A 24,315-nucleotide genomic window follows, 5' to 3' on the forward strand; every position below is an offset into this window, starting at 1 on the left:
CCCTGCGGCGTCCCGCCCCACGGCGGCGGACCCGGCCCGCCTCACCCGCCGTACGCTCACCCCCCGTACGTCGCCTCCGACTCCCCGAGCACGGCGGCGAAGTCCGTGGCAAGGCGGGGCGCCTCCGCCACCTCCAGCGTAGACGTCGTGACGCGCACGGCGGTGGGCGTGGCGATGCGGAATCGCGCCCCCGCAGCCACCCACCACCCCCGCGAACGCAGCCCGTTGACCACCGCGGACTCGTCCCGCACGGGCACCCACACGTTCATGCCGCTGGCCCCCCGCGCCGGGATCCCGCGCAGCGCCAGCTCGCGGATCAGCGCTTCACGGCGCTCCGTGTAGGCGCGCTCGGCCCGGCCCACCACCTCGCGCGCCGCGGCGTCCGTCATCGTCCGCTCGACCGTTTCCTGCAGTACGTGACTGACCCACCCCGAGGTGAGGAGCATCCGCCCCTCGTGCCTGGCGAGCGTGGTGGCGTCGCAGGCCAGGGCCGCCCATCGCAGGTCGATGCTCAGATGCTTGGAGACGGTGCGCACCTGCGCCCAGCGTGCGAGTCCGCCGCTCGCCAGTGAGTGCGGGGCCGCCCCCGCCACCTCGGCGTTGTGGTCGTCCTCGATGACGAGCACGTCGGGGAAGCCGCGGAGCACCTCGAGCAGCGCATCCCGCCGCTCCGCCGTGAAGCGGCCGCCCACCGGATTCTGCGCACGCGGGCTGCACACGACCGCCCTGGCGCCCGCGCGCAGCGCGGCACGCAGCGCTTCCGGCCCGATCCCCTCGTCGTCCACGGCCACCGGCGCCATCCGCAGCCCCAACGCCGGTACGAGGTCGAGGAGATGGTGAAAGCCCGGGTCCTCCACGGCCACCGTGTCGCCCGGCTTCAGCTCCACCGAGAGCAACCGGGCCATGCAGTCGAGCGCTCCGTGGGCGAAGGTCACCCGGTCGTCGGGCACCCCGTCCCGCGCGAACCACTCCCGTGCCACTTCCTCGAGTCGCGCGAGGCGCGGCGCGGCGCGGTGCGAACCGCCCACCGGCTCCACGCGCGCGGGCGGTGTGAGCACCGGCAGCAGCCGCGAATCCGGATGCCCGCCCGCCAGATCGCGCACCCCGTGCGGCGCCCTGGGCGGCCGACGGGTCCCGACCGACGGGGCCTGCGCCACGACCGTCCCGCCCCGGCCGCGGGTCACCACGATCCCGCGCTGCCGCAGTTCCTTGTACGCCGTCGCCACCGTGCCCGCGCTGACGCCCAGGTCGTCGGCGAGCCTGCGTACCGGAGGCAGCGCGGCGCCCGGCGTCAACCCGCCGTCGGCCACCGCCTGTTCGACCGACGCCGTAATGCCCTTGGCGGTCGACCCACTGATCACATATTGTGCTGCCACGTAAGTGATTATGTAACAGTACAAAATCGCCAGTCAAGTCGGAACCACGGAATCATTCGCGAGCCAAGGGGGATTGGTGAGCTTCAGCCGTAAGCGGTCCGCGCTGTACGCACGCATACCGGGAGGTGCCGACGGCCGCCGCATGCTCTGGATCGCCCTGATCAACAAGGCCGGGACCGGCCTCTGGATGGGCGCGGCCGCTCTCTACTTCACCCTGGTCACGGGGCTCTCCGTCGCGCAGGTCGGCGTGCTCATGGGTGTCTCGGGCGCCGTCGGCATCGCGGGCGCACCGCTCGCGGGCCACCTCGCCGACCGCTTCCCGGTCACCCGCATCATCATCGCCTCCCAACTCCAGCAGGCCGTCGCACTGCTGGCGCTGCTGACCACGGACAACTTCGCCCTGCTCCTGCTGTACTCGGCCGTCAACAGCCTCGCCGACCGTGGCGCCAACGTCCTCACGAAGCTGTACGCCGCCCGCATCGCGGGCCAGGACCGCACCAGGTACCAGGCAGTGCAGCGCACCGTCTCCAACGCGGGCTGGGCCATCGGCGGCCTCGCGGGCGCGCTCGCTCTCGCCGTCGGCACCACCCACGCCTACCAGGCACTGCTCATCGGCAACGTGGTCAGCTTCCTCGCCGCCGCGGTCCTCACCCGGCGCTGCGCCGAACCGCCCTCACCGTCCCGCGTGGTCACCGGCTCCACCGCGCCCGCCCCCGCGGCCCCGCAGTCCAACCCCTGGCGCGACCGCTCCTACCTGCTCTTCACCGGGACCGAGGCGGCCCTCTTCCTCGACGACGCGGTGCTGCAGGTCGGCATCCCCCTGTGGATCGTCCACGCCACCGATGCCCCGCCCGGCCTCGCGCCGCTCCTCATGGTGCTCAACTGCGTCCTGGTCGTCTGCTGCCAGGTGCCGCTGTCCCGGTTCGGCAGCACCCCGGAGCGGGCCCGCGCTCTCCTCGTCCCCCTCGCGGCGTGCTTCGTCGTCGGATGCGCCGCGCTGACCGTCTCCACGGCCGGCGGCACCTGGCTCGCCGTCGCCGCCCTCACGGTCGCGGCGACCGCCCTCACCTTCGCGGAGATCCTCCACGCCATCGCGTCCTGGGAACTCTCGATCGCGCTCGCCCCCGACGACGCCCAGGGCGCCTACCTAGGGGTGCACGGACTGTCCTCGTCGGCCCAGCGCAGCGGCGGCCCGCTGCTGGTCACCGCCGTGATCGCCGCGGGACCCCTCGCCTGGCCGGTCCTCGGCGCGGGCGTGATCGCGACGGTGGCGGCACAGAGGCGTCTCGTACGGAAGCGGTTGACCCGGCGAAGCCCCGCGAGAGACCGCGCCGTGGCGCCCCGGACCACTTGAGGCGCCCCCGGTCAGAGCCGGGACCGTGCCTCCATCAGGGCGAAGCCCAGCAGGTTGGGGCCCCGCCACTTCGTGGGGTCCTCCGCTCGCGGGTCGTCGGCCGCCAGGCCGATGCCCCAGACACGGTCCAGGGGGCTCGCCTCGACCAGGACGCGCCGGCCCGTCCCGGCGAGGAACTGCCGGAGTGCGGGGTCGGAGGCGAACTTGTGCGTGCTGCCCGCGACCACGACGCCGAACCGCTCGCGCTCCCATATCGCCTCGTCGAAGCCCTTCACGAGCCGTCCCGCGTTCTTCGCCTCGGCGGGTGTCCGGGCCGCGATGGCCGCCCCCTCCGCGTCCGCGTCGTCGAAGAGGCGGGCCTTGGCCGCCATCATCCAGTGCTCCGCCGTCGCGTACTCCACGCCGTCCGCGGTGAAGGGCGAGGGCCACCACTGGCTGAGGCAGCTCGGGCCCAGCGAGCCGTCCCTGCGCGGGGTATGGCCCCAGAAGTGCAAGTACTTCACCTTCTCGCCCGCGCGCACCGCGCCGACCAGGGCTTCCACCGAGCGGACCGAGTCCGTCTTCGTCATGCACGCGAGTCTGGCACGCACCACTGACACTCCGTCCCTGGTTTTTCGCGTCGACTCGACACTTGGTCGACAGATTCCGTCGCGTAACCAAAAGGCAACAACGGAATCACTTGTTGGGCCACCGGTGCTCTGTCAGGATCGGCACTCAAATCGATCTGGAGCTACGCCGACCCCTGCGCTACGGGGAGGGCGGCGGAGGAGAGCGTCATGCACAACTTCCAGGCGCGGGACCACTTCGCGGACGGCGCGCAGTACATCGCCGGGCGGCTGACCAAGGGGACCTCCGGCAACACCCACGCGGTCGTCGACCCCGCCACGGGCGAGGCGGTCCACTCGTACGAGCTCGCGGGAAGAGACGACGTGGACGCCGCCGTCGCCGCCGCCGTCGAGGCCTTTCCCGGCTGGGCGGGCGCCACCCCCGGCGAGCGCTCCGACGCCCTGCACCGCTTCGCGGGCGTCCTTGCCGAGCGCGCCGAGGAGTTCGCGCAGGCCGAGTCGGTGCAGTGCGGCAAGCCGATCAAGCTGAGCCGGGAGTTCGACGTCCCGGGGACCGTCGACAACGCTGCCTTCTTCGCGGGCGCGGCCCGTCATCTGCAGGGCCAGTCGGCCGGTGAGTACAGCGGGGACCACACCTCGTACATCCGGCGCGAGCCCATCGGTGTCGTCGGGTCCATCGCCCCCTGGAACTACCCCCTCCAGATGGCCGCCTGGAAGGTGCTCCCGGCGATCGCGGCGGGCAACACCATCGTCCTGAAGCCCGCCGAGCTGACGCCGTTCACCTCGCTGCTCTTCGCGCGGGCCGCCACCGAGGCGGGCATCCCCGACGGGGTCGGCAACATCGTCACGGGCGCGGGCAAGGACGCCGGCGAGCACCTCGTCGGCCACCCCGACGTCGCCATGACCTCCTTCACCGGGTCCACCGGCGTCGGCAAGCGCGTCGCCGAGATCGCCACCGCCACCGTCAAGCGCCTCCACCTGGAGCTCGGCGGCAAGGCGCCCTTCGTGGTGTTCGACGACGCCGATCTGGAGGCCGCCGTGCACGGCGCGGTCGCCGGCGCGCTCATCAACTCCGGGCAGGACTGCACGGCCGCCACGCGCGCGTACGTGCAGCGTCCGCTCTACGACGCGTTCGTGCAGGGCGTCGCCGACCTCATGGAGACGGTACGGCTCGGCGACCCGTTCGACCCGAACACCGACATGGGGCCGCTCATCTCGCACGTGCACCGCGACCGCGTCGCCGGTTTCGTCGACCGGGCCCGGTCCTACGCGCGCGTGGTCACCGGTGGCGAGGCCCTCACGCATCCCGGCGCCTACTACAAGCCCACCCTCATCGCCGACGCCGCGCAGGACAGCGAGATCGTGCAGTCCGAGATCTTCGGCCCGGTCCTCGTCGTGCTGCCCTTCGACTCCGACGACGAGGGCATCCGGCTCGCCAACGACACCCCCTACGGGCTCGCCGCATCCGCCTGGAGCCGCGACGTGTTCCGCGCCAACCGCGCGACCCGCGAGATCAAGGCGGGCTGCGTCTGGGTCAATGACCACATCCCGATCCTCAGCGAGATGCCGCACGGCGGCTACAAGGCGTCCGGTTACGGAAAGGACATGTCCGCGTACTCGTTTGAGGAGTACACGCAGGTCAAGCACGTCATGTTCGACAACACCGCGGTGGTCCGCAAGGACTGGCACCGCACGATCTTCGGGGACCGATAGCCGACAGGCCGCACGACCGGCGGCCGCCTTCCTCCCGAAAGGGCAACCACGCGTATGCAGCAGTACGAGCCCGACCGTCCGTCCCCGGCCCAGCTGGCCGCCATGCACCGCAGCCTGCGCTCCGGCAGGGGAGCCCTGACCCGCCGTTCGCTGCTGCGCGGCTCCGCGGGCGGCGCCTTCGCCGTCGGCGGGCTCGGTGCGCTGAGCGCCTGCGGCATCCCCGCGGCGGGCAAGGAGCAGGGCGAGGTCTCCTCCGACGACCACTCGGCCACCGAGAAGCGGATCACCTTCTCCAACTGGACCGAGTACATGGACGTCGACGAGAAGGACGCGAGCAGGCGGCCCACCCTGGAGGCATTCACCGAGCGCACCGGGATCCAGGTCAAGTACACCGAGGACATCAACGACAACGTCGAGTTCTTCGGCAAGGTCAAGCCGCAGCTCGCCGCGGGCCAGGAGACCGGACGCGACCTCATCTGCGTCACGGACTGGCTCGCGGCCCGGCTGATCCGCTTCGGCTGGGTCCAGAGACTCGACCCGGCCAACCTGCCGCACGCGTACACCAACCTGTCGGCCCAGTTCCGCAACCCGGACTGGGACCCCGGCCGGGCGTACTCGTACCCCTGGACCGGCATCTCGACCGTCATCGCCTACAACAAGAAGGCGACCGGCGGGAGGAAGATCACTTCGGTGTCCGAGCTGCTCGACGACCCGGAGCTGAAGGGGCGCGTCGGCTTCCTCTCCGAGATGCGCGACACCGTCGGCATGACCCTTCTCGACATGGGCAAGGACCCCGCGGACTTCTCCGACGACGACTTCGACGCGGCCATCGCCCGCCTCCAGAAAGCCGTCGACAGGAAGCAGATCCGCCGCTTCACCGGCAACGACTACACCTCCGACCTCGCCAAGGGCGACATGGCCGCGTGCCTGGGCTGGGCCGGTGACATCGTGCAGCTGAAGGCCGACAACCCGGACATCGGCTTCCACGTCCCCGACCGGGGCTACATCACGTCCACGGACAACCTCCTCGTCCCCAACAAGGCGCGGCACAAGTCCAACGCCGAGCGGCTCATCGACTACTACTACGAGCCGGAGCCGGCGGCGCGCCTCGCGGCGTACATCAACTACGTGTGCCCGGTGGACGGTGTGCGGGACGCGCTCGCGAAGATCGACGCGGACGCCGCGTCGAACCCGCTGATCATCCCCGACAAGGAGATGAAGGAGAAGTCGCGGGCGTTCCGGTCGCTCACGTCGAAGGAAGAGACCGCGTACGAACAGAAGTTCGCGCGGCTCAGCGGCGCGTAGCACCGCGCCGGGTGGTGCCCGTTCGTCTGCCGGCCGCATGTGGCTTGTCGCGCAGTTCCCCGCGCCCCTGAAGGGGCGCCCCTGTTGCCCCTCGATTCCCCCTGGACCCACCATGACCTCTGCTCAAGACACCGGCGGCGACGTCCGGCTCACCGGGATCAGCAAGACCTACGGCTCGTTCACCGCCGTGCATCCGCTCGACCTCACCGTGCCGCAGGGCTCGTTCTTCGCGCTGCTCGGCGCGTCCGGCTGCGGCAAGACCACCACGCTCCGCATGATCGCGGGCCTGGAGGAGCCCAGCTCCGGCACGGTCCACCTCGGCGACCAGGACGTGACGGCCCTGCCGCCGTACAAGCGGCCGGTGAACACCGTCTTCCAGTCGTACGCGCTCTTCCCGCACCTGGACATCTTCGAGAACGTCGCCTTCGGCCTGCGCCGCCGCGGCATCAAGTCGGTGAAGACGCAGGTCGGTGACATGCTCGACCTGGTCCAGCTCGGCGAGCAGGCCCGCAAGAAGCCCCACCAGCTCTCCGGCGGCCAGCAGCAGCGCGTCGCCGTCGCCCGCGCCCTCATCAACCACCCCAAGGTGCTCCTCCTCGACGAACCCCTCGGCGCCCTCGACCTCAAGCTGCGCCGCCAGATGCAGCTGGAGCTCAAGCGCATCCAGACCGAGGTCGGCATCACCTTCGTGCACGTCACGCACGACCAGGAGGAGGCCATGACGATGGCCGACCGCGTGGCCGTGATGAACGGCGGCCGCGTCGAGCAGCTCGGCGCCCCCGCCGACCTCTACGAGAACCCGCGCACCACGTTCGTCGCCAACTTCCTCGGCACCTCCAACTTCATCGAGGCGGAGATCGGCGCGAAGAACGGCGACGACCTGACCGTCAAGGCGGGCGACTGCAAGCTGACGCTGCCCACCGCCCGATGTAGTGGCCCCACCGTCACCGGCGCCAAGCTCCTGGTCGGCGTACGGCCCGAGAAGATCTCCCTCACGCACGCCGACGACGCGGGGCGCGTCCCCGAGGGCCGCAACCGCATCACGGGCCGCATCGCCGACAGCAGTTTCATCGGCGTCTGTACGCAGTACGTCGTCCGCAGCCCCGTCTGCCCCTCCTTCGAGGTGTACGCGCAGAACATCGAGCGCGACCTGCGCCTCACCCCCGGCGCCGAGGTCGTCCTGCACTGGAACCCCGCGCACACCTTCGGCCTTGACGCCGCACAGGACGTCGAGGCGGGCGTCGAGAAGGTCGAGGAGGAAGCCTCCGCATGACCACCGTGACCGACGCGCCGCCCCCGGCCCCCGGGGCCGCCCCCGAGGACGGCACCGCACCCCCGCGCAAGCTCCGCAAGCGCGGCCGGCTCGTCCCCTACTGGCTGCTGCTCCCCGGCATCCTCTGGCTGATCGTCTTCTTCGCGCTGCCGCTGGTCTACCAGGCGTCGACCTCCGTACAGACCGGCTCGCTCGAAGAGGGCTTCAAGGTCACCTGGCACTTCGCCACCTACTGGGACGCCCTCACCGACTACTGGCCGCAGTTCCTGCGCTCGGTGCTCTACGCGGGCGCCGCCACGGTCCTGTGCCTGCTGCTCGGCTACCCGCTCGCCTACCTCATCGCGTTCCGCGCGGGCCGCTGGCGCAACATCATCCTCGTCCTGGTCATCGCGCCGTTCTTCACCAGCTTCCTCATCCGTACGCTGGCGTGGAAGACGATCCTCGCGGACGGCGGCCCCGTCGTGGGCGCCCTCAACTCCCTGCACGTCCTGGACGTCACCAGCTGGCTGGGCGTCACCTCGGGCGACCGGGTCCTCGCCACGCCGCTCGCGGTGATCTGCGGACTCACGTACAACTTCCTGCCGTTCATGATCCTGCCGCTCTACACCTCGCTCGAACGCATCGACGGACGGCTGCACGAGGCAGCGGGCGACCTGTACGCCAGGCCGTCCACGACCTTCCGCAAGGTGACCTTCCCGCTCTCCATGCCGGGCGTCGTCTCCGGCACCCTGCTCACCTTCATCCCGGCGGCCGGCGACTACGTGAACGCGGACCTCCTCGGATCCACCGACACCCGCATGGTCGGAAACGTCATCCAGACGCAGTTCCTGCGCATTCTGGATTACCCGACGGCCGCCGCGCTCTCCTTCATCCTCATGGCCGCCATCCTCTTCATGGTGACCTTCTACATCCGCAAGTCAGGGACGGAGGATCTCGTCTGATGACCGCCTTCTTCCGCTGGCTGCGCCGCAATGCCGTCGTCATCGCGGGCCTGCTGACACTCGCGTATCTGCTGCTCCCCAACGTCGTCGTGACGGTGTTCTCCTTCAACAGGCCGAAGGGGCGCTTCAATTACTCCTGGCAGGAATTCTCGCTCGACGCGTGGCGGAATCCGTGCGGCGTCGCCGACATGTGCGGGTCCCTCTCGCTGAGCCTGCAGATCGCGACCTGGGCGACGATCGGCGCGACCGTGCTCGGCACGATGATCGCCTTCGCGCTGGTGCGCTACCGCTTCCGGGCGCGCGGCGCGATCAACTCGCTGATCTTCCTGCCGATGGCGATGCCCGAGGTCGTCATGGCCGCCTCGCTGCTCACGCTCTTCCTCAACATGGGCGCGCAGCTCGGCTTCTGGACGGTCCTCATCGCCCACATCATGTTCTGCCTCAGCTTCGTGGTGACCGCCGTCAAGGCGCGCGTCATGTCGATGGACCCACGGCTCGAACAGGCCGCGCAGGACCTCTACGCGGGTCCCGTGCAGACGTTCCTGAGAGTCACCCTTCCGATCGCCGCGCCCGGTATCGCGGCGGGCGCGCTGCTCGCCTTCGCGCTCTCCTTCGACGATTTCATCATCACGAATTTCAACGCGGGCTCGACTGTGACGTTCCCCATGTTCGTCTGGGGATCCGCGCAGCGGGGTACGCCCGTTCAGATCAATGTGATCGGTACGGCGATGTTCCTCGTGGCCGTGCTGCTCGTGCTCGCCGGAATGCTGATCGGCAAGCGCCGCAACAAGCAAGCGAACTGACGCTCTTCCCTTTTCTGAAGGAGTGGAAATCATGGCCCCTCGCGCCATGACCCGTTTCACCGAGTCCCTCTCCGACGCCCGGCCCGTCCCGTACTGGCTGGACGACCCCGGCAGGCCCGCCCCCGAGCCCGCCCTCACCGGCGACGACCGGTGCGACCTGCTCGTGGTCGGCGGCGGGTACAGCGGACTGTGGACCGCCCTGATCGCCAAGGAGCGGGACCCGGGGCGCGACGTCGTCCTCGTCGAGGGCCGCGAGGCGGGCTGGGCCGCCTCCGGCCGCAACGGCGGCTTCTGCGCCGCCTCCCTCACGCACGGCATCTCCAACGGGCTGTCCCGCTGGCCCGGCGAGATCGAGAAGCTGGAGGAGCTCGGCGCCCGCAACCTCGACGAGATCGAGGCGGCCGTCAAGCGCTACTCCATCGACTGCGACTTCGAGCGCACCGGTGAGATCGACGTCGCCACCGAGCCCCACCAGCTGGCCGAACTGCGCGAGATGTACGCGGAGATGGCGGAGCACGGTCTGGCGGGGGGCTCCGAACTGCTCGACGCGGACGCCCTGCGCGAGCACGTCGACTCGCCGACCTTCCTCGGCGGCCTCTGGGACCGCGACGGCGTCGCCATGCTGAACCCGGCGAAGCTCGCGTGGGGCCTCAAGCGGGCGTGCCTGGCGAAGGGCGTACGCGTCCACGAGCACACGCCCGCGCTTGAGCTGGCCTCCGCCGGCGCCGGGATGGCGGTCCGCACCCCCTACGGGAGGGTCTTCGCCCGGCAGGTCGCGCTCGCCACGAACATCTTCCCCTCGCTGGTCAAGCGTCTGCGCGCCTACACCGTCCCGGTCTACGACTACGCGCTGATGACGGAGCCGCTGAGCGAGGAGCGGCTGGCGGCGATCGGCTGGAAGAACCGCCAGGGCCTCGGCGACAGCGCCAACCAGTTCCACTACTTCCGGCTCTCCGCCGACAACCGCATCCTGTGGGGCGGCTACGACGCGATCTACCCGTTCGGCGGCAAGGTGCGTGCCGAGTACGACCACCGCCCCGAGACGTACGCGAAGCTGGCCGAGCACTTCTTCACCTGCTTCCCGCAGCTGGAGGGCGTCCGCTTCACCCACGCGTGGGGCGGCGCGATCGACACGTGCTCGCGGTTCTCGGCGTTCTTCGGCACCACCCACAAGGGCCGCGTCGCCTACGCGGCCGGGTACACGGGCCTCGGTGTCGGGGCCACTCGGTTCGGCGCCGACGTGATGCTGGACCTGCTCTCCGGCGAGCGTACGGAGCGTACGGATCTGGAGATGGTCCGCACGAAACCGCTGCCGTTCCCGCCCGAGCCGTTCGCGTGGACCGGCGTCGCGCTGACCAAGTGGTCCCTGGCGCGGTCCGACGCCAACGGCGGCAAGCGGAACCTCTGGCTCAAGACGATGGACAGACTGGGCCTCGGCTTCGACAGCTGACGGTACGGAGGTGCACTTCGCTGCCTCTTCGAGGTGCCGCTGAGCGGGGCGTGATCAACCGGCGCACGCCCCGCCCGCCCCGTGCGCCTCCTCACGCCACCAACTGGTGGCCGTAACCCGCGTAATGCTCCGCCCCAGGACCTCTCTCCCCTGTGAACGCACTGTTGTCGTACAGAAGAGAGAGGTCCTGCCATGACCGGCACGCGTGGCTCAGGTGGCTCAGGCGGCAGGGGGGCGAAGGCGGCGGTCGCCTGGCTGGCGTCGGTGGCGCCCGACCCCGACGCCTGCCGCAGGGAGTGGGAGCGCAACCCCTTCGGGATCACGCTCCTGCCCGCCGGGCAGCGCTGGGACGTGCTGATCCTGCCCGAAGGACTCGGCTATCCGACGCTCGACGTGCTGACCCGCTGCGTCGACCACCCTGGCCCCGTGCTCGCCGGTTTCGGCGATGAGCGCATGGGGTTCTTCGTGCCGCCGGGCACGGTGTCCCACTGGCTCGGCACGGGCGTACGCGGCGCGGGCAGCGGCACCTGGATCGTCGTGCCCTACCCCGGCCGGGCCACGGGCGGCATCCGCTGGCTGGTCCCGCCGGACGGCTCGGGGACGCTGACGGACCCGGTGCTGCTCGAACTCGCGATGCACGAGGCGGCGGCGCGGCTCGCCCGGGAGGGAGAGGCGTGAGCTGCCGGAACCCTTGACAACTCTATTGGTCTGGACCAAGTTGTGCGCGACCCGCCCTCTAATCCCCCCATACCCGGAGGCAGTTGTGGACCGCTCCGTCTCGCCCCGAACCGCCCGCCCGAGCCGCGTCGGACGCCTGACCGGGGTCGCCGTCGCGGCCTGCGCGCTCGCCGCGTCCGGGCTGCTCTCGCCCGGCGCGACGGCGGCGCCCGGACCGACGGCGACCGCCGCCCCCGCAAGTCACACCCTCGTCGGCTACCTGCACACCAGCTTCGCCAACGGCTCCGGCTACACCCGCCTCGCCGACACCCCCGACAGCTGGGACATCATCGACCTCGCCTTCGGCGAACCGACCTCCACGACCTCGGGCGACATCCGCTTCGGCCTCTGCCCGAAGAGCGAGTGCCCGAACGTGGAGACCAAGGACGAGTTCAAGGCCGCCGTCAAGGCGAAGCAGGCGGCGGGCAAGAAGGTCCTGATATCCATCGGCGGCCAGAACGGCCAGGTCCGGCTCACCACCACCCAGGCCCGCGACACCTTCGTGGCGTCGGTCTCCGCGATCATCGACACCTACGGCCTCGACGGCCTCGACATCGACTTCGAGGGCCACTCGCTCTCTCTGAACGCGGACGACACGGACTTCAGGCACCCGAAGACCCCGACGATCGTCAACCTCATCTCGGCGGTGAAGACGCTCAAGGCCAAGTACGGGCCCGGCTTCACGCTCACCATGGCGCCCGAGACCTTCTTCGTGCAGCTCGGGTACCAGTTCTACGGCACCGGGAAGTGGGGCGGCCAGGACCCGCGCGCGGGCGCGTACCTCCCGGTCATCCACGCCCTGCGCGACGACCTGACGCTGCTGCACGTCCAGGACTACAACTCGGGGCCGATCACGGGCCTGGACAACCAGTACCACTCGATGGGCGGCGCGGACTTCCACATCGCCATGACCGACATGCTGCTCACCGGCTTCCCCGTGGCGGGCGACAAGAACAACGTCTTCCCGCCCCTGCCGCCCCAGAAGGTCGCCATCGGCATGCCGGCCTCCGTCAACGCGGGCAACGGCCATGTGCCGACGGGCGAGGTCGACAAGGCCCTGGACTGCCTGACCAAGGGCAGCAACTGCGGTACGTACAAGCCACACGGGACCTGGCCCGACCTGCGCGGCCTGATGACCTGGTCGATCAACTGGGATCGCTTCAACAGCTGGGAGTTCTCGAAGAACTTCGACGCGTACTTCGGCTGATCACCGCCGACATCGCGTGCAACAGCGCCACGGACAGGCACCAGGCGGCCACCACGTCCAGCGGCCAGTGGTAGCCGCGCCGCACGAGGCCGAAGCCGACCGCGACGTTCAGGAGGCAGCAGCCGATGACCAGTTCGCGGCGGCCGTACGCGCCGCGCAGCGACGGCAGCAGAAGCAGGAGCGCCGCGCCGTAGGCGACCGCGGCGGTCGCCGCGTGGCCCGAGGGGAAGAAGCCGTCGTGCCCGGACATGCCGGGCGGGCCCGGGCGGTCGATCAGCGCCTTCAGCGGAGCCACGAGCGTGGGCACCCCCGCCATGGCGCCGAGCGCGGCGGCCCCGGGCACCCACCAGCGGTACGCGCCCACCCGCCGGGCGCGCCAGGCGGTGTACGCGAGGACGGCGAGCAGGACCGGCACGGCGACCGTGGCGTTCCCGAGGTCGGCGAGGAACTCCGCGGCGCGGTCCGGCAGGCGGCTCCCGGTGAGGGCACCCGCCGCACGTTCGTCGACGCGGCGCAGCGGCCCGCCGACGACGACCTGCCAGGCGAGGAGCGCGAAGAGAAGCGCGCACAGGGAGAGGGAGAGGGAGAGGGCGGGGGGAGCCGGCCGCCGTGGCGCGGGCGGGGAGACAGACATGTCCCCAGCCTGGCAGGGATGATCGCCCGGGGCGCGGGAGCCCCACCAAAAGCTCCGGTAGGAGTCCCGCACCACCCCGTCACACGGGCCGGAAGGCCTCAGTGCCCATGCTCGCAGCAGCGGTTGCGCAGTTGCTTGCCCGTCCGGGCCCAGTGCGCCCGGTCCTTCGCCGCGACCGGCACCGCGGGGACGGACGCGACCAGGTCCCGCTGCTCGTACGGCACTCCGCCCCGCATGACCGACACCGTCCGCACCAGCGAGTCGAAGTCGGTGAAGGGGTCTCCGTCGATGACCGCGAGGTCGGCGAGCTTGCCCACCTCCAGCGTGCCGAGGTCGCGGTCGAGGCCGAAGATCCGCGCGGGCGCGGCCGTCGCCGTGCGCAGCGTATCGGAGACCGTCAGGCCGCCGCGCCGCAGGGCGCGCAGCGCGATGTGGACGCCGAGACCGGTCGGGATGCCGGGCGAGTCCGTGCCGACGGCGATCAGTCCGCCGGCGGCCGAGATCCTGCGGTAGATGTCGATCTCCCGCGTGAGCGTGGCCAGTTGGGCCTCCGTGGGTGGCTGCGCGGCGAGGCTCTGGACCTGGGAGGTCTCCCACGGCGGCATCAGCCGGGTGACCCGCTCGTCCTCGGCGAGGCCGGGCGCCGCGCCGATCAGCGGCGCGGCCGAGAACGGCGTGGCGACCAGGTGGAAGTCGCCCGTGGCCGTGTAGATCTCCGTCACGTCCTGGTAGGCGAGCTCGCCCGCGGACGTGGCGTGGCCGAACTCGGCGCGCTGGGTCGCCTGCAGGTGCGTCGTCAGGTCCTGGCCGAGCTGGATGCCGGGGGAGAGGTTATGGCTGCCGCAGCGCACGCCCAGCTGCTCGTGCGCGAAGCGGGCGGCCTCCTCCATCACCCAGCCCGGCGCCCGGACGTAGGTCTTGACGAAGTCCCAGTCGAGAGCCTTGCCCCGGGAGAGGGTCAGGCGCAGGCCCTCGCGGGTGGCGTGGACGCGGTTGTCCCACGCGACGCGCGAGCCGTCAAGGACCTCACTCGCGGTCACGAGGCGGGGACCGGCCAGCTCCCCGGCGGCGGTGGCCTCGCGGAGCCTCGCCCCCTCGTAACCGGCACCGCCCATCGACATGGCGCTCGTGACGCCGTAGGAGAGGAACAGGGCGGCCTGCCTGCCGCCGTAGAGGTTGGGCTGGGGGTGCATGTGCGCGTCCCACAGGCCGGGGATCACGGTCTGCCCGGACGCGTCGATACGGCGGCCCGCCGTGCGGCCGGACCGGTGCGGCCCGACGGCGGTGACGCGGCCGCCGCGAATGGTGATGTCGACGTCCTCGCGGACCGACGCGTCGTCGCCGCTGCCGTCCCAGAAGCGGCCGGCGTGGATGACGGTGTCCTCGGGGGCGGGACGCCGGTGCTCCAGCGGCAGGCTGACCGTGCGGACGCTGCCGTCGGCGACGGTGAGGAGCCGGAGCCTGCCCGCCGAGAGGTACAGGACGTGGCTGCCGTCGCCCGACCAGGTCGGGTGGTCGGCGGCCTCGCCGGGGAAGGTGCGGGGCTTGCCGTCGGGAGTGCCGTCGGCGCGCACCGGAAGGAGCCACAGCGCGGACTCGACGACGACGGCCATGTACCGGCCGTCGGGGGACCAGACGGGGCCGTTGCTGGTGCGGTCGGAGATGGAGGCGTGCGGCGCCACGGCGTGGGTGGCGGCGGAGCCGTCGGTGGTGTCGATGACCCGGATGAGGTTGTAGCCCTCGCGGAACCGCTGGTTGACGCGGCCCCGGAAGCTGACGGCGACGTAGCGTCCGTCGGGGGACCAGCTGGGCCGGCCGGAGAGCTCACCGCTCGGCGGACTGGCCGCGAGCACCTTCTCCTTCCCGGTGCGCAGATCCTTGAGCATCAGGTTGGTCGCGAGGTCGAAGGAGGCGAGGCGGCCTCCGTCGGGGGAGAGCACCGGCTGGATGCGGCCGCCGGAGGCGAGCACCGTCTCCTCGCCGCTCTCCAGCTCCCGTCTGCGGACGGCGGGCACGCCGTCGCGGTCGTCGGAGTACAGCAGTGCCTTGCCGTCGGGCGTCCACGCGGCCGCGTAGAGGTACCCGGTCGCCTTGGCCCGCGTCACCCGGCGCGGCGCCCTGCCGCCCGAGACGCCGCCGACCCAGAGGGAGTTGAGGGCGGTGAAGGCGACCTGCTTGCCGTCGGGGGAGAGCACGGGCAGGTCGAAGGCGCGCACCGGGCGGCTCGCGGTGCCGTCCAGGTCGAACGACTTGAGCCGGTAGCCGGGGCGTTCCACGGGCAGCGGCGCCGTGAAGGGGATGTTCTCGCGCCGCGCGGGATCGTCGGGCCGTACGACGGTGAAGTGGCCGTCCACCGTCAGGAGCAGCTCCTTGGAGGAGACCCAGCGGGGCGGCACGGGCCCGATGTCGCCGCCCACCGCCACCGGCTCGCCGCCCACGACGAGGGCGCATCCGGCGTTCGGCGCGGGGGTCGTGCGCAGGTAAGCCAGCGTGCCGTCCGGGGAGACGGCGGGGGTGAGGACCTGGGCGGTGCTGGTGTCGGTGTGCTCCACGGTGACGGCGCCGCCGCCGTCGGCCGCCACCGACGCGATGGTGCGGGCGTCGAGCGCCCCCGACGCCACCGCGGCGCGGACGAACAGCACCCGCTTGCCGTCCGGCGACCAGACCGGGTCGAAGTCCTCCCACGCACCGTCCTGCACGGGCCCCGACTGGCCCGGCCGCCCGGTCAGCCGGGTCAGCTCGCCGGTCGCCGGCTCAAGCACCCAGATGCGGAAGGGGGCGCCCGCCACCGGGTCGCCGCCGCGCTCGGAGGAGAAGGCGATCCGCTTGCCGTCCGGGGACCAGGCGGGGCCGCGGTCGTCCCACGGGCCCTCGGTGCGTTGGGTCAGCCCGGAGCCGTCCGGCTTCAGCGTCCAGATGTGGTAGTTGCCCGAGCGGAACGCGCAGACGGCGATCAGCCGGCCGTCGGGGGAGTGCACCGGACGCGTCGGTTCCAGGTCCGCGGGAGTGAGCGGCACGGCCTCGCCGCCCGCACGCGGCAGGGACCACAGCACGCCCTGCACCTCGGCGATCAGCCGGTCCCCGGCGAGCGACGCGGCTCCGTTGGTGGCGGCGGTGAAGCGCAGCGACGTCGCGCCCGCCGCCGTCGTCGCTGCGGTGGAGGCCGCAGCGTGGGCGGAGCCGGCGCCGACTCCCGTGAGCGCGCCCGTCGTGGCCACGGCTCCGACCGCCGTCGTCGTCCGAAGGAAGCGGCGGCGCGATATCTGAGGCTTGGACAACTGATTCTCCCCGTAAGCCTGTTGGGTCCCGCAAGGGTCTTCCGCTGGGGTCACCCCTGGCGGGCGACCACGCGTCGCGATCTTCATGCAGCCGCAGGGCGACGAGGAGGGCTGTGCAGGATCCGGACGAAAATGACCTCCGTCGTGCAGGACCGGGGCGTTATACAGGGAGTTGTGAGAACCGATTCGTCGACGGGGGCCGAGGGCGAGTCGCTCGTACCGGATTCGCGGGTGGACCGCCTCGACCGGCAGATCGTCAACGCCCTGCAGATCGAGCCGAGGGCGTCATGGAGCAAGGTCGGAGCGGTGCTCGGGGTGGACGCCGTCACCGCCGCGCGCCGGTGGAACCGGCTGCGGGCGGCGGGCCTGGCCTGGGTCACGGCCCACGCGTCGGGGGCCGGCGCCGCACGCCTCGCCATCGTGGAGGTGGAGTGCGCGGGCCACCCCCTTGAGGTGGCCGGGACGCTCGTGCACGACCCGGAGTGTCTGACGCTCGACATCACGTCCGGCGGGCGCGACCTGCTGATCGGCGTGGGCGTGGCCGACGAGGCGGCGCTCGCCGACTACGTGCTGCGGCGTCTCGGCGCGGGGCCGCAGGTCAGGGCCGTGCGTACGCAGATCGTCGCCTCGTTCGTCAAGGAATCGGTCGACTGGCGGCTCGGGGAGCTCGACCCTGAGCAGCTCGGGCGGTTCACCGCCCAGGGAGCCAGGGGCGATCCCGCCGGTTCGCGGGCGCCGACGGAGCCGGGCCCCGCGGCGCTGACGGAGCTGGATCGCGAGGTACTCGCCGTCCTCGGCGAGGACGGGCGCACGTCCGCCACCGAGATCGCGGCCCGTACGGGCGTTCCCGTACGGCGGGTGCGTGACGTGGTGCACCGCCTCCTCACCCGGCACCGGGTGGTCCTGTGGACGGACGTCTCCCGCGCGATGACCGGGCGGTCCGTGCAGGCCTGGTACTTCATCCGTGTCTCGGCCCGGCGGCTCGCGGGGGTCGCCGCGCAGCTGGCCCGCCTCGAGGAGGCCCGCCTGGTGGTCTCCACGATCGGCACGTACAACCTGGTGGTCTGCGTCTGGATGCGGGACCTGACCGAGGTCACCCGCCTGGAGGCGCAGATCGAGGACGGTCTCGACGGCGTACGGATCGTGGACCGCTGCGTCACGCTGCGGACGGTGAAGCGGGCGGGGAACCTGCTCGACGCCCGGGGCCGGACGGCGGGACCCGCGGCCGGTGCGGAGCGGGACGTGTGGTGAACATGCCGAAGGGCCGGCGCAGGGGGGGAGCGCGCCGGCCCTTCGGTGGCCGACCAGCCCGGCCTGTCCGAGCCGGCCTGCTGACGCGGGTCCGTCGGGTGAGGCGCCGAGGCGGCCTTCCGGACCGGTGGCCCGCACGCCCCGGGGGGTGTGGGGCGGGCGGCCGTCCGATCGGTGAGGAGTTCCGGAGCCGGGGCTCCGGGTGTGTGCGCGAGGGCACGGCCAGGACGGGGCTGGGGAGGCTCCGCCATGGCGTCGCCCACAGTCCCCTGTGGGCGGTTCTTCTCAACTGCGGAAACCGTACGGCAGGTGATTGCGGGCCGACAGGCGGAACGGCAACCCGTCATGGGGCCCGCACACGTTCTTCACACGCTCCGACGGTCGCTGTCGGACGCGGCGCCGCCACGGAGCGGATGCCCGCAGGCCAGGACGGTCCACCGCAGCACGGAGGCCCGCACGGAAGGAGATCCGCACGGGCCTCGCACATCGGGTCGACGGGACCCGGCGCCGGGACGCTCAGATGCCGGCGAAGGCGCCCTCGATGATGTCCAGGCCCTCGTTGAGCAGGTCGTCGCCGATGACGAGCGGCGGCAGGAAGCGCAGGACGTTGCCGTAGGTGCCGCAGGTCAGCACGAGCAGACCCTCCGCGTGGCAGGCCTTGGCCAGGGCGGCGGTCGCCTCCGGGTTGGGCTCCTTGGTCGTACGGTCCTTGACGAGCTCGATGGCGATCATCGCGCCGCGGCCGCGGATGTCGCCGATGACGTCGAACTTCTCGGCCATGGCGGCGAGGCGGGCCTTCATGGTGGCCTCGATGTTCTTCGCCTTGGCGTTGAGGTCGAGCTCCTTCATGGTCTCGATGGCGCCGAGCGCACCGGCGCAGGCCACCGGGTTGCCGCCGTAGGTGCCGCCGAGGCCGCCCGAGTGCGGGGCGTCCATGATCTCGGCGCGGCCCGTGACGGCGGCGAGCGGCAGGCCGCCCGCGATGCCCTTGGCCGTCGTGATCAGGTCGGGGACGATGCCCTCGTCCTCGCAGGCGAACCACTGGCCGGTGCGGCAGAAGCCGGACTGGATCTCGTCCGCGACGAAGACGATGCCGTTGTCGTTCGCGAACCTGACGATCTCCGGCAGGAAGCCCTTCGCGGGCTCGATGAAGCCGCCCTCGCCGAGCACCGGCTCGATGATGATCGCGGCGACGTTCTCGGCACCGACCTGCTTGTTGATCATGTCGATGGCCTGCTGGGCCGCCTCGGGCCCGGCGTTCTCGGCACCGGTCGGCCAGCGGTAGCCGTAGGCGACGGGGACGCGGTAGACCTCGGGCGCGAACGGGCCGAAGCCGTGCTTGTACGGCATGTTCTTGGCGGTCAGCGCCATCGTGAGGTTGGTGCGGCCGTGGTAGCCGTGGTCGAAGACGACGACGGCCTGGCGCTTGGTGTACGCGCGGGCGATCTTGACGGCGTTCTCGACGGCCTCGGCACCGGAGTTGAACAGCGCCGACTTCTTCTCGTGGTCACCCGGCGTGAGCTCCGCGAGCGCCTCGGCGACGGCGACGTAGCCCTCGTACGGCGTGACCATGAAACAGGTGTGGGTGAACTCCTCCAGCTGCGCGGACGCCCGGCGCACCACGGCCTCGGCGGAGGCGCCCACGGAGGTCACGGCGATGCCGGAGCCGAAGTCGATCAGGCGGTTGCCATCGACGTCCTCGATGATGCCGCCGCCCGCGCGGGCCGTGAAGACGGGCAGCACGGAGCCCACGCCACCGGCGACCACGGCGGTACGGCGGGCCTGCAGCTCCTGCGACTTCGGGCCGGGAATGGCGGTGACGACGCGGCGCTCCTGCGGAAGGGCAGTCATGAGGGGCTCCTGGGGGGTGGGGCGACGATACGGACGCGCTACTGCTTTCTTCGCAGGTTAGGGGCGGGGGCGGGGGGCGGGCATGCTCCATGGGGGAGTCGTTGGGCGGGGCGGTTGTCCGTGGTGGACATAGCGGGGGCGGGTCCCGCGCGGCCCGCGTGATTCCGGATCGCCGCTGGCCCGGGCGCGTATCCGGTGAACTCCCCCCGCAGGGGCACTAGATTGACCCGCGAACCAATAGATCGGCTGGTCAGGTCAGGGGGCTAGGGGCATGGACTCCGACGGCACGCACGACGCTCGCGGCACACACGCCGCACCGGTGCCGCGCCCGGCGGCTCCTCCGCACGGACCCGCGGCACCGCGCCCCGGGGCGGGGGCTCCCGGGCTGCCGCCCCGGCCCGTGCAGGCTCCCGGGGCCCCGCCGCTGCCCGAGGGGGCCGCCTTCCTCGCCTGGCTGCGGGCGCCGCGGCCCCCCGCCCCGCCCGGTGTCTGGCGGTTCGCGCACAAGCCGCGGCCCGAGCAGGAGCCCGAGCTCATCCCGACCCGGCAGCTGCTGAGCGGGGCCCTGATCGCCTTCCTGGTGGGATGGCTCCTCTGGTCCCTGCTCTGGAACGGGTACCTGGGCGGCTGGTGGGTGCTGCCGCTCGAACTGTTCCTGCCCGACGCCTGGATCTACACCGGCGACCGGATCGGCAACGCGGTCGTCTGGTACGGCTACTACACCGTCATCGTGGTCGGCATCATGATCGGCGTCGGCCGGATCGGCCGCTGGGGCGAGGTCTGGCGCCGCTTCGTCGCCCCCCGCCTGCGCCGCCCCGACGCACCCCCGCCGCCGCCCGCCCCCGAGGAGGACCCGGCCCGCTGGCCGCAGCTGCGGGCCGCGGGCGCCGACGCCGCCGCCGACCGGCTCGCCGCCGACGCGCGGGCCGGACTGATGCGGGACGTCGACCACGCAAGGATCGCGCGGGCCTGGCGGTCCGTGCGGGCCGGCCGCAGCCCGCTCGCCGCCTTCAGCGACGCCGTCGTACGGGACGGGGCAGGCGCCTGCCCGCATCCCTCGGGCGACCGTGACCTGCCCCAGCGCGCCGCCCGCCACGACCTGGCCACGGCGCAGGTGCGCCTCGGGACGACGGCCGACGACCCCCGCAACCCCTACGCCTACCGGGGCACCGGGCTCGCGCTCGGACCCGACCTGCTCGGCACCTCGCTGGTCGCCGTCGGGCCCGGCGGGTCCGGCAAGACCGCCCGCGTGGTGTGGCCGCTGGCCGAGTCGCTGTGCCTGGGGGCCCTCGCCGGGCGGGCCGCCGTGGTCGTCGTCGGCGCCGCGGGCGCGGGGCTCGGGCCCGCCGAGGACTACGACGTGGTGGTACGCGTCGGACACCCCGACTCCGAGTACGACCTCGACCTGTACGGCGGCACCGACGACCCGGACGAGGCCGCGGCCGTACTCGCCGAGGCCCTCGTCGGTGACCTCGTCGACCCGCACCCCAGCGGCGACAGCCGCCGCTCGACGACCTGCCTCGCCCAGCTCCTCGGCCCCTGGCTCGCCGTCCACCGGCGCTTCCCCTCCGTGCCGGAGCTGCGCGCCCTGCTCGACGGCTCGCCCGGCCCCCTCGGCGCGCTGCGCAAGGCGCTTCAGCAGTCCGGCCATGACGCCATGATCCGTGAACTCGACGCCCGCGAGCGCCAGTTGGGGCACCCAGGCGACCCCGGCGCGGTCCTCGCCGACCGCATCGCGCTGCTCGACCGCCCCGCCTTCGCCGCCTTCTTCGACACCTCGGGCCGCAGCACCCCGTTCTCGCTGCGGGCCCTCGACCACCCCGTCCGGGTCCGCATCGACCTCCCCGAGCGCGGCCACGCCGACGCCTCACGGATCCTGGCCCGCCTCGTCCTCGCCCAGTTCACCGCGAGCGCCGCCGCCCGCGAGGACCGCTCGCTCTTCGCCTGCCTGGTCCTGGACGACGCGTCCGGCACGGTCACCCCGGAGTCCGTACGCCGCATCCAGCGCCTGCGGTCCGCCAACGCGGGCGTCGTCATGACCCTGCGTACGCTCGACGACGTACCCCGTCCGCTGCGCACCCCGCTGCTCGGCGCGACCGGCTGCCGCATGGCGCTCTCCGGGCTCACCCCGTGGGACGGCCAGGACTTCGCGGAGGTCTGGGGCAAGGAGTGGACAGAGGCACGCGATGTCACCGACCGGCAGATCATCGCCGAGACCCCACTGGGCAAGACCGTGCACATACTGCGCCGGGTCATCACCGGCAACGCCCCGACGGCCCGCGCCGTCACCGTCCGCCAGGTCGAGCGCGAGCGCTGGTCCGCGTCCGAGCTGGCGCACGGGGTGCCGCCGGGGCACGCCGTGCTCTCGCTGACCGACGTACGGGGGGAGTACGCGCCCCCACTCCTCGTGGACCTGCGGGCCTGAAGCGCCGGGGACGGGGCACCCGGACGGCCCAGCGCGGGCGGGTTCCCGGCTCGTGGGGACGACGTGTTCGGTCCCGGGCGCACCGTACGGTGAGGCAGAATCGACACAGGTCGTTCATACGGACCGGCCAAAAGATCACACGCGAGGACCGAATCGTGAAGACGGACGTCACGACGACCGACATCGCGCGGATCCACACCCCGGCGCCCGACCCCCGGGGCCGGACAACCCGCCCGCCCCACCTGCCGCAGACCTGAAGGTCCCATGCCGCCCACGCTCGCCTCGCTCGTCCACCACTCCGCGCTCAAGCTGACCGTGCGCGCGGGCGAGGACCATCTGGACGCCGCCGTGCGCTGGGCGCACGCCAGCGAACTCGCCGACCCCGTGCCCTACATGGAGGGCGGCGAACTGCTCCTCATCACCGCGCTGAAGCTGGACGCGGAGGATCCGGAGGCCATGCGGCGCTATGTGAAACGGCTCGCGGGCGCCGGCGTCGTCGGGCTCGGCTTCGCCGTCGGCGTGCACTACCCCGACATCCCCAAGGCCCTCCTCGACGCCGCCACCGACGCGGACCTGCCGCTCATCGAGGTGCCGCGGCGCACCCCGTTCCTCGCCATCAGCAAGGCCGTGTCCGCCGCCATCGCCGCCGAGCAGTACAAGGCGGTCACCGCCGGATTCGCCGCCCAGCGCGAACTGACCAAGCAGACGCTGAGCGGCGGCCCCGAAGGACTGCTGCTCGCGCTCGCCGGACAGGTCGACGGCTGGGCCGCGCTGTACGACGCGTCCGGCGCCGTCGTCGCCACCGCGCCTGAGTGGTCCACCCGCAGGGCCGCCCGGCTCACCGCCGACGTCGAACGCCTCAGGGAGCGCCCGGCGCCCGCGAGCTCCGTCGTCGCGGGCACCGAGGACCGCGTGGAACTGCACTCACTCGGCACGGGACGCAGGCCGCGCGCCGCGCTCGCCGTCGGCACGGCGTCCACCCTCGGCACCGCCGAGCGGTACGCCGTGCACTCCGCCATCGCACTGCTCACCCTCACCACGGAGCGCTCCCGCTCGCTGCACGCCGCCGAGCAGCGGATCGGCGCCGCCGTGCTGCGGATGCTGCTCGCGGGGGAGCCCGACCACGCGCGGACCGTCGCGGGGAACCTCTACGGCGGGCTCCTGGACGCCCCCTTCCGCCTGGTCGTCGCCGAGGTGGCGTCCGCCTCGGCGGCCCGGGTGCGGGTCGGCGCCGAGGGGACCGGACCGCAGGAGGACGGGCCCGGCACCGCCTCCGCCGCGGTCCTCGCGGCCGTGGCCGACGTCTCGGGCGGCGGCGACCCGCTCGCCGCGCTCGTCGACGTCGTCGAGGCGGCGGCCGCGCGGTCCGGCGAGGCCCTGCTCGTCGTCCCGTACGGGGAACGCCTCGTACTGCTCGTCGTGGACGGCGGCACGGCGGCCCGTGCGTGCGCGCAGTACGCGGCCGCCCTCGAGGCGGGGCGCGGCGTCGCGGGGCGCGAGCCCGCCGCGTCCGGGGAGGAGGCCGAGCTGGTGATGGGGCTCTCCGCGCCGGCCGGGCCGATCGCCGCGGCCACCGCGTACAAACAGGCCGAACAGGCGCTCTCCGTGGCGCGGCGGCGCGGGCGCGCCCTCGTCGAGCACGAGGAACTGGCCGCCGGTTCCGTCCTTCCGCTGCTCGCCGACGACGCGGTGCGGGCGTTCGCGGACGGTCTGCTGCGGGCGCTGCACGAGCACGACGCGACCGGCCGCGGCGACCTCGTCGCCTCGCTGCGCGCCTGGCTCTCCCGGCACGGGCAGTGGGACGCGGCCGCGGCCGACCTGGGCGTCCACCGGCACACCCTGCGCTACCGCATGCGCAGGGTCGAGGAGATCCTCGGCCGCTCCCTGGACGACCCGGACGTCCGCATGGAGCTGTGGCTCTCCCTGAAGGCGACGTCGATGGGCTCGGACTGAGGGCGCCCGTCAAGGGGCGCGGGGAATGCGCGACCAGCCGCGACGGGCGCGCCGACGAGCCACGACGCCCCACGCGGCCCCGCACGCCCCGCCCCGTACAAACCGGCGCGGGGCCCGGGGCCAGTACTCCGCGTCGGACAAACGTCAGTGGCTCCGGCTGCCCCTACGGTGAGGGACGTACCCCCCAGAACACCACCGCGGAAGGGCCGGGAATCGAC

At 72.4% G+C, this 24,315-nt stretch carries 16 protein-coding genes and 1 pseudogene; 12 read left to right on the forward strand and 5 right to left on the reverse strand.

The features are described 5' to 3' along the window. Positions 1-56: 56 nt before the first annotated feature. Entirely contained in the window at positions 57-1,376 is a 1,320-nt protein-coding gene (locus AC07DI_RS28890; RefSeq protein WP_478906998.1) for an aminotransferase class I/II-fold pyridoxal phosphate-dependent enzyme, read from the reverse strand. A 76-nt stretch (positions 1,377-1,452) separates the two neighbouring features. Between AC07DI_RS28890 and AC07DI_RS28895 the strand changes: the two genes are divergently transcribed. Then, positions 1,453-2,730 carry an MFS transporter gene (locus tag AC07DI_RS28895; RefSeq protein WP_384250120.1) on the forward strand — a complete coding sequence of 426 codons (1,278 nt, stop codon included), beginning with the start codon at positions 1,453-1,455 and terminating at the stop codon, positions 2,728-2,730. A gap of 11 nt (positions 2,731-2,741) precedes the next feature. On the opposite strand, the gene AC07DI_RS28900 is transcribed toward AC07DI_RS28895, so the two are convergent. After that, entirely contained in the window at positions 2,742-3,299 is a 558-nt protein-coding gene (locus AC07DI_RS28900) for an NADAR family protein (RefSeq protein ID WP_478907000.1), read from the reverse strand. 207 nt (positions 3,300-3,506) lie between these two features. On the opposite strand from AC07DI_RS28900, the gene AC07DI_RS28905 reads away from it, so the two are divergent. The 8 genes and pseudogenes from AC07DI_RS28905 to AC07DI_RS28940 form a co-directional block, all read left to right on the forward strand. Next, positions 3,507-5,009, forward strand: coding sequence for a gamma-aminobutyraldehyde dehydrogenase (locus AC07DI_RS28905; protein ID WP_478907002.1), 1,503 nt, complete (start codon positions 3,507-3,509; stop codon positions 5,007-5,009). A 54-nt stretch (positions 5,010-5,063) separates the two neighbouring features. Continuing rightward, positions 5,064-6,314: a polyamine ABC transporter substrate-binding protein gene (locus AC07DI_RS28910; RefSeq protein ID WP_478907004.1), complete on the forward strand. Its 1,251-nt coding sequence runs from the start codon at positions 5,064-5,066 to the stop codon at positions 6,312-6,314. Positions 6,315-6,426: 112 nt separating this feature from the next. Further along, positions 6,427-7,587 carry an ABC transporter ATP-binding protein gene (locus tag AC07DI_RS28915; protein ID WP_478907006.1) on the forward strand — a complete coding sequence of 387 codons (1,161 nt, stop codon included), beginning with the start codon at positions 6,427-6,429 and terminating at the stop codon, positions 7,585-7,587. Then, positions 7,584-8,528, forward strand: a complete 945-nt coding sequence (locus tag AC07DI_RS28920; RefSeq protein ID WP_384250137.1) for an ABC transporter permease — start codon at positions 7,584-7,586, stop codon at positions 8,526-8,528. Before AC07DI_RS28915 ends, AC07DI_RS28920 begins: the two co-directional genes overlap by 4 nt. Continuing rightward, on the forward strand, positions 8,528-9,331 hold the full coding sequence (locus tag AC07DI_RS28925) for an ABC transporter permease (RefSeq protein ID WP_478907008.1): 804 nt from the start codon (positions 8,528-8,530) through the stop codon (positions 9,329-9,331). Before AC07DI_RS28920 ends, AC07DI_RS28925 begins: the two co-directional genes overlap by 1 nt. 31 nt (positions 9,332-9,362) lie before the next feature. Continuing rightward, positions 9,363-10,781 carry an NAD(P)/FAD-dependent oxidoreductase gene (locus tag AC07DI_RS28930; RefSeq protein WP_478907010.1) on the forward strand — a complete coding sequence of 473 codons (1,419 nt, stop codon included), beginning with the start codon at positions 9,363-9,365 and terminating at the stop codon, positions 10,779-10,781. Between the two features lie 192 nt (positions 10,782-10,973). Further along, complete coding sequence (locus tag AC07DI_RS28935) at positions 10,974-11,459, forward strand: hypothetical protein (RefSeq protein WP_384250149.1); 486 nt, start codon at positions 10,974-10,976, stop codon at positions 11,457-11,459. Positions 11,460-11,700: 241 nt separating this feature from the next. Further along, positions 11,701-12,705: pseudogene (locus AC07DI_RS28940) on the forward strand (chitinase); the annotation flags it as partial. Here AC07DI_RS28940 and AC07DI_RS28945 read toward each other — a convergent pair. Beyond that, entirely contained in the window at positions 12,659-13,339 is a 681-nt protein-coding gene (locus AC07DI_RS28945; RefSeq protein ID WP_478907013.1) for a phosphatase PAP2 family protein, read from the reverse strand. The pseudogene AC07DI_RS28940 and the gene AC07DI_RS28945 overlap by 47 nt on opposite strands. 98 nt (positions 13,340-13,437) lie before the next feature. Further along, complete coding sequence (locus AC07DI_RS28950) at positions 13,438-16,704, reverse strand: amidohydrolase family protein (RefSeq protein ID WP_478907015.1); 3,267 nt, start codon at positions 16,702-16,704, stop codon at positions 13,438-13,440. An 87-nt stretch (positions 16,705-16,791) separates the two neighbouring features. Between AC07DI_RS28950 and AC07DI_RS28955 the strand changes: the two genes are divergently transcribed. After that, entirely contained in the window at positions 16,792-17,868 is a 1,077-nt protein-coding gene (locus AC07DI_RS28955) for an Lrp/AsnC family transcriptional regulator (protein WP_478907017.1), read from the forward strand. Positions 17,869-18,384: 516 nt separating this feature from the next. On the opposite strand, the gene gabT is transcribed toward AC07DI_RS28955, so the two are convergent. Next, positions 18,385-19,719, reverse strand: coding sequence for a 4-aminobutyrate--2-oxoglutarate transaminase (gene gabT, locus AC07DI_RS28960; RefSeq protein ID WP_478907019.1), 1,335 nt, complete (start codon positions 19,717-19,719; stop codon positions 18,385-18,387). A gap of 271 nt (positions 19,720-19,990) precedes the next feature. Between gabT and AC07DI_RS28965 the strand changes: the two genes are divergently transcribed. After that, a complete protein-coding gene (locus AC07DI_RS28965) occupies positions 19,991-22,144 on the forward strand; it encodes an ATP-binding protein (protein ID WP_478907021.1) in 2,154 nt (717 codons plus the stop codon). Between the two features lie 264 nt (positions 22,145-22,408). After that, positions 22,409-24,097, forward strand: coding sequence for a PucR family transcriptional regulator (locus tag AC07DI_RS28970; RefSeq protein WP_384250167.1), 1,689 nt, complete (start codon positions 22,409-22,411; stop codon positions 24,095-24,097). The last annotated feature ends 218 nt before the right edge of the window (positions 24,098-24,315 follow it).

Source organism: Streptomyces sp. NPDC044106, from assembly GCF_056433985.1.

Coding starts and splice junctions, on each gene's coding strand:
- AC07DI_RS28935 (WP_384250149.1), top strand. CDS start 10,974: ATGACCGGCACGCGTGGCTCAGGTGGCTCAGGCGGCAGGGGGGCGAAG.
- AC07DI_RS28925 (WP_478907008.1), top strand. CDS start 8,528: ATGACCGCCTTCTTCCGCTGGCTGCGCCGCAATGCCGTCGTCATCGCG.
- AC07DI_RS28900 (WP_478907000.1), bottom strand. CDS start 3,299: ATGACGAAGACGGACTCGGTCCGCTCGGTGGAAGCCCTGGTCGGCGCG.
- gabT (WP_478907019.1), bottom strand. CDS start 19,719: ATGACTGCCCTTCCGCAGGAGCGCCGCGTCGTCACCGCCATTCCCGGC.
- AC07DI_RS28910 (WP_478907004.1), top strand. CDS start 5,064: ATGCAGCAGTACGAGCCCGACCGTCCGTCCCCGGCCCAGCTGGCCGCC.
- AC07DI_RS28945 (WP_478907013.1), bottom strand. CDS start 13,339: ATGTCTGTCTCCCCGCCCGCGCCACGGCGGCCGGCTCCCCCCGCCCTC.
- AC07DI_RS28915 (WP_478907006.1), top strand. CDS start 6,427: ATGACCTCTGCTCAAGACACCGGCGGCGACGTCCGGCTCACCGGGATC.
- AC07DI_RS28930 (WP_478907010.1), top strand. CDS start 9,363: ATGGCCCCTCGCGCCATGACCCGTTTCACCGAGTCCCTCTCCGACGCC.
- AC07DI_RS28905 (WP_478907002.1), top strand. CDS start 3,507: ATGCACAACTTCCAGGCGCGGGACCACTTCGCGGACGGCGCGCAGTAC.
- AC07DI_RS28965 (WP_478907021.1), top strand. CDS start 19,991: ATGGACTCCGACGGCACGCACGACGCTCGCGGCACACACGCCGCACCG.
- AC07DI_RS28970 (WP_384250167.1), top strand. CDS start 22,409: ATGCCGCCCACGCTCGCCTCGCTCGTCCACCACTCCGCGCTCAAGCTG.
- AC07DI_RS28950 (WP_478907015.1), bottom strand. CDS start 16,704: ATGAAGATCGCGACGCGTGGTCGCCCGCCAGGGGTGACCCCAGCGGAA.
- AC07DI_RS28920 (WP_384250137.1), top strand. CDS start 7,584: ATGACCACCGTGACCGACGCGCCGCCCCCGGCCCCCGGGGCCGCCCCC.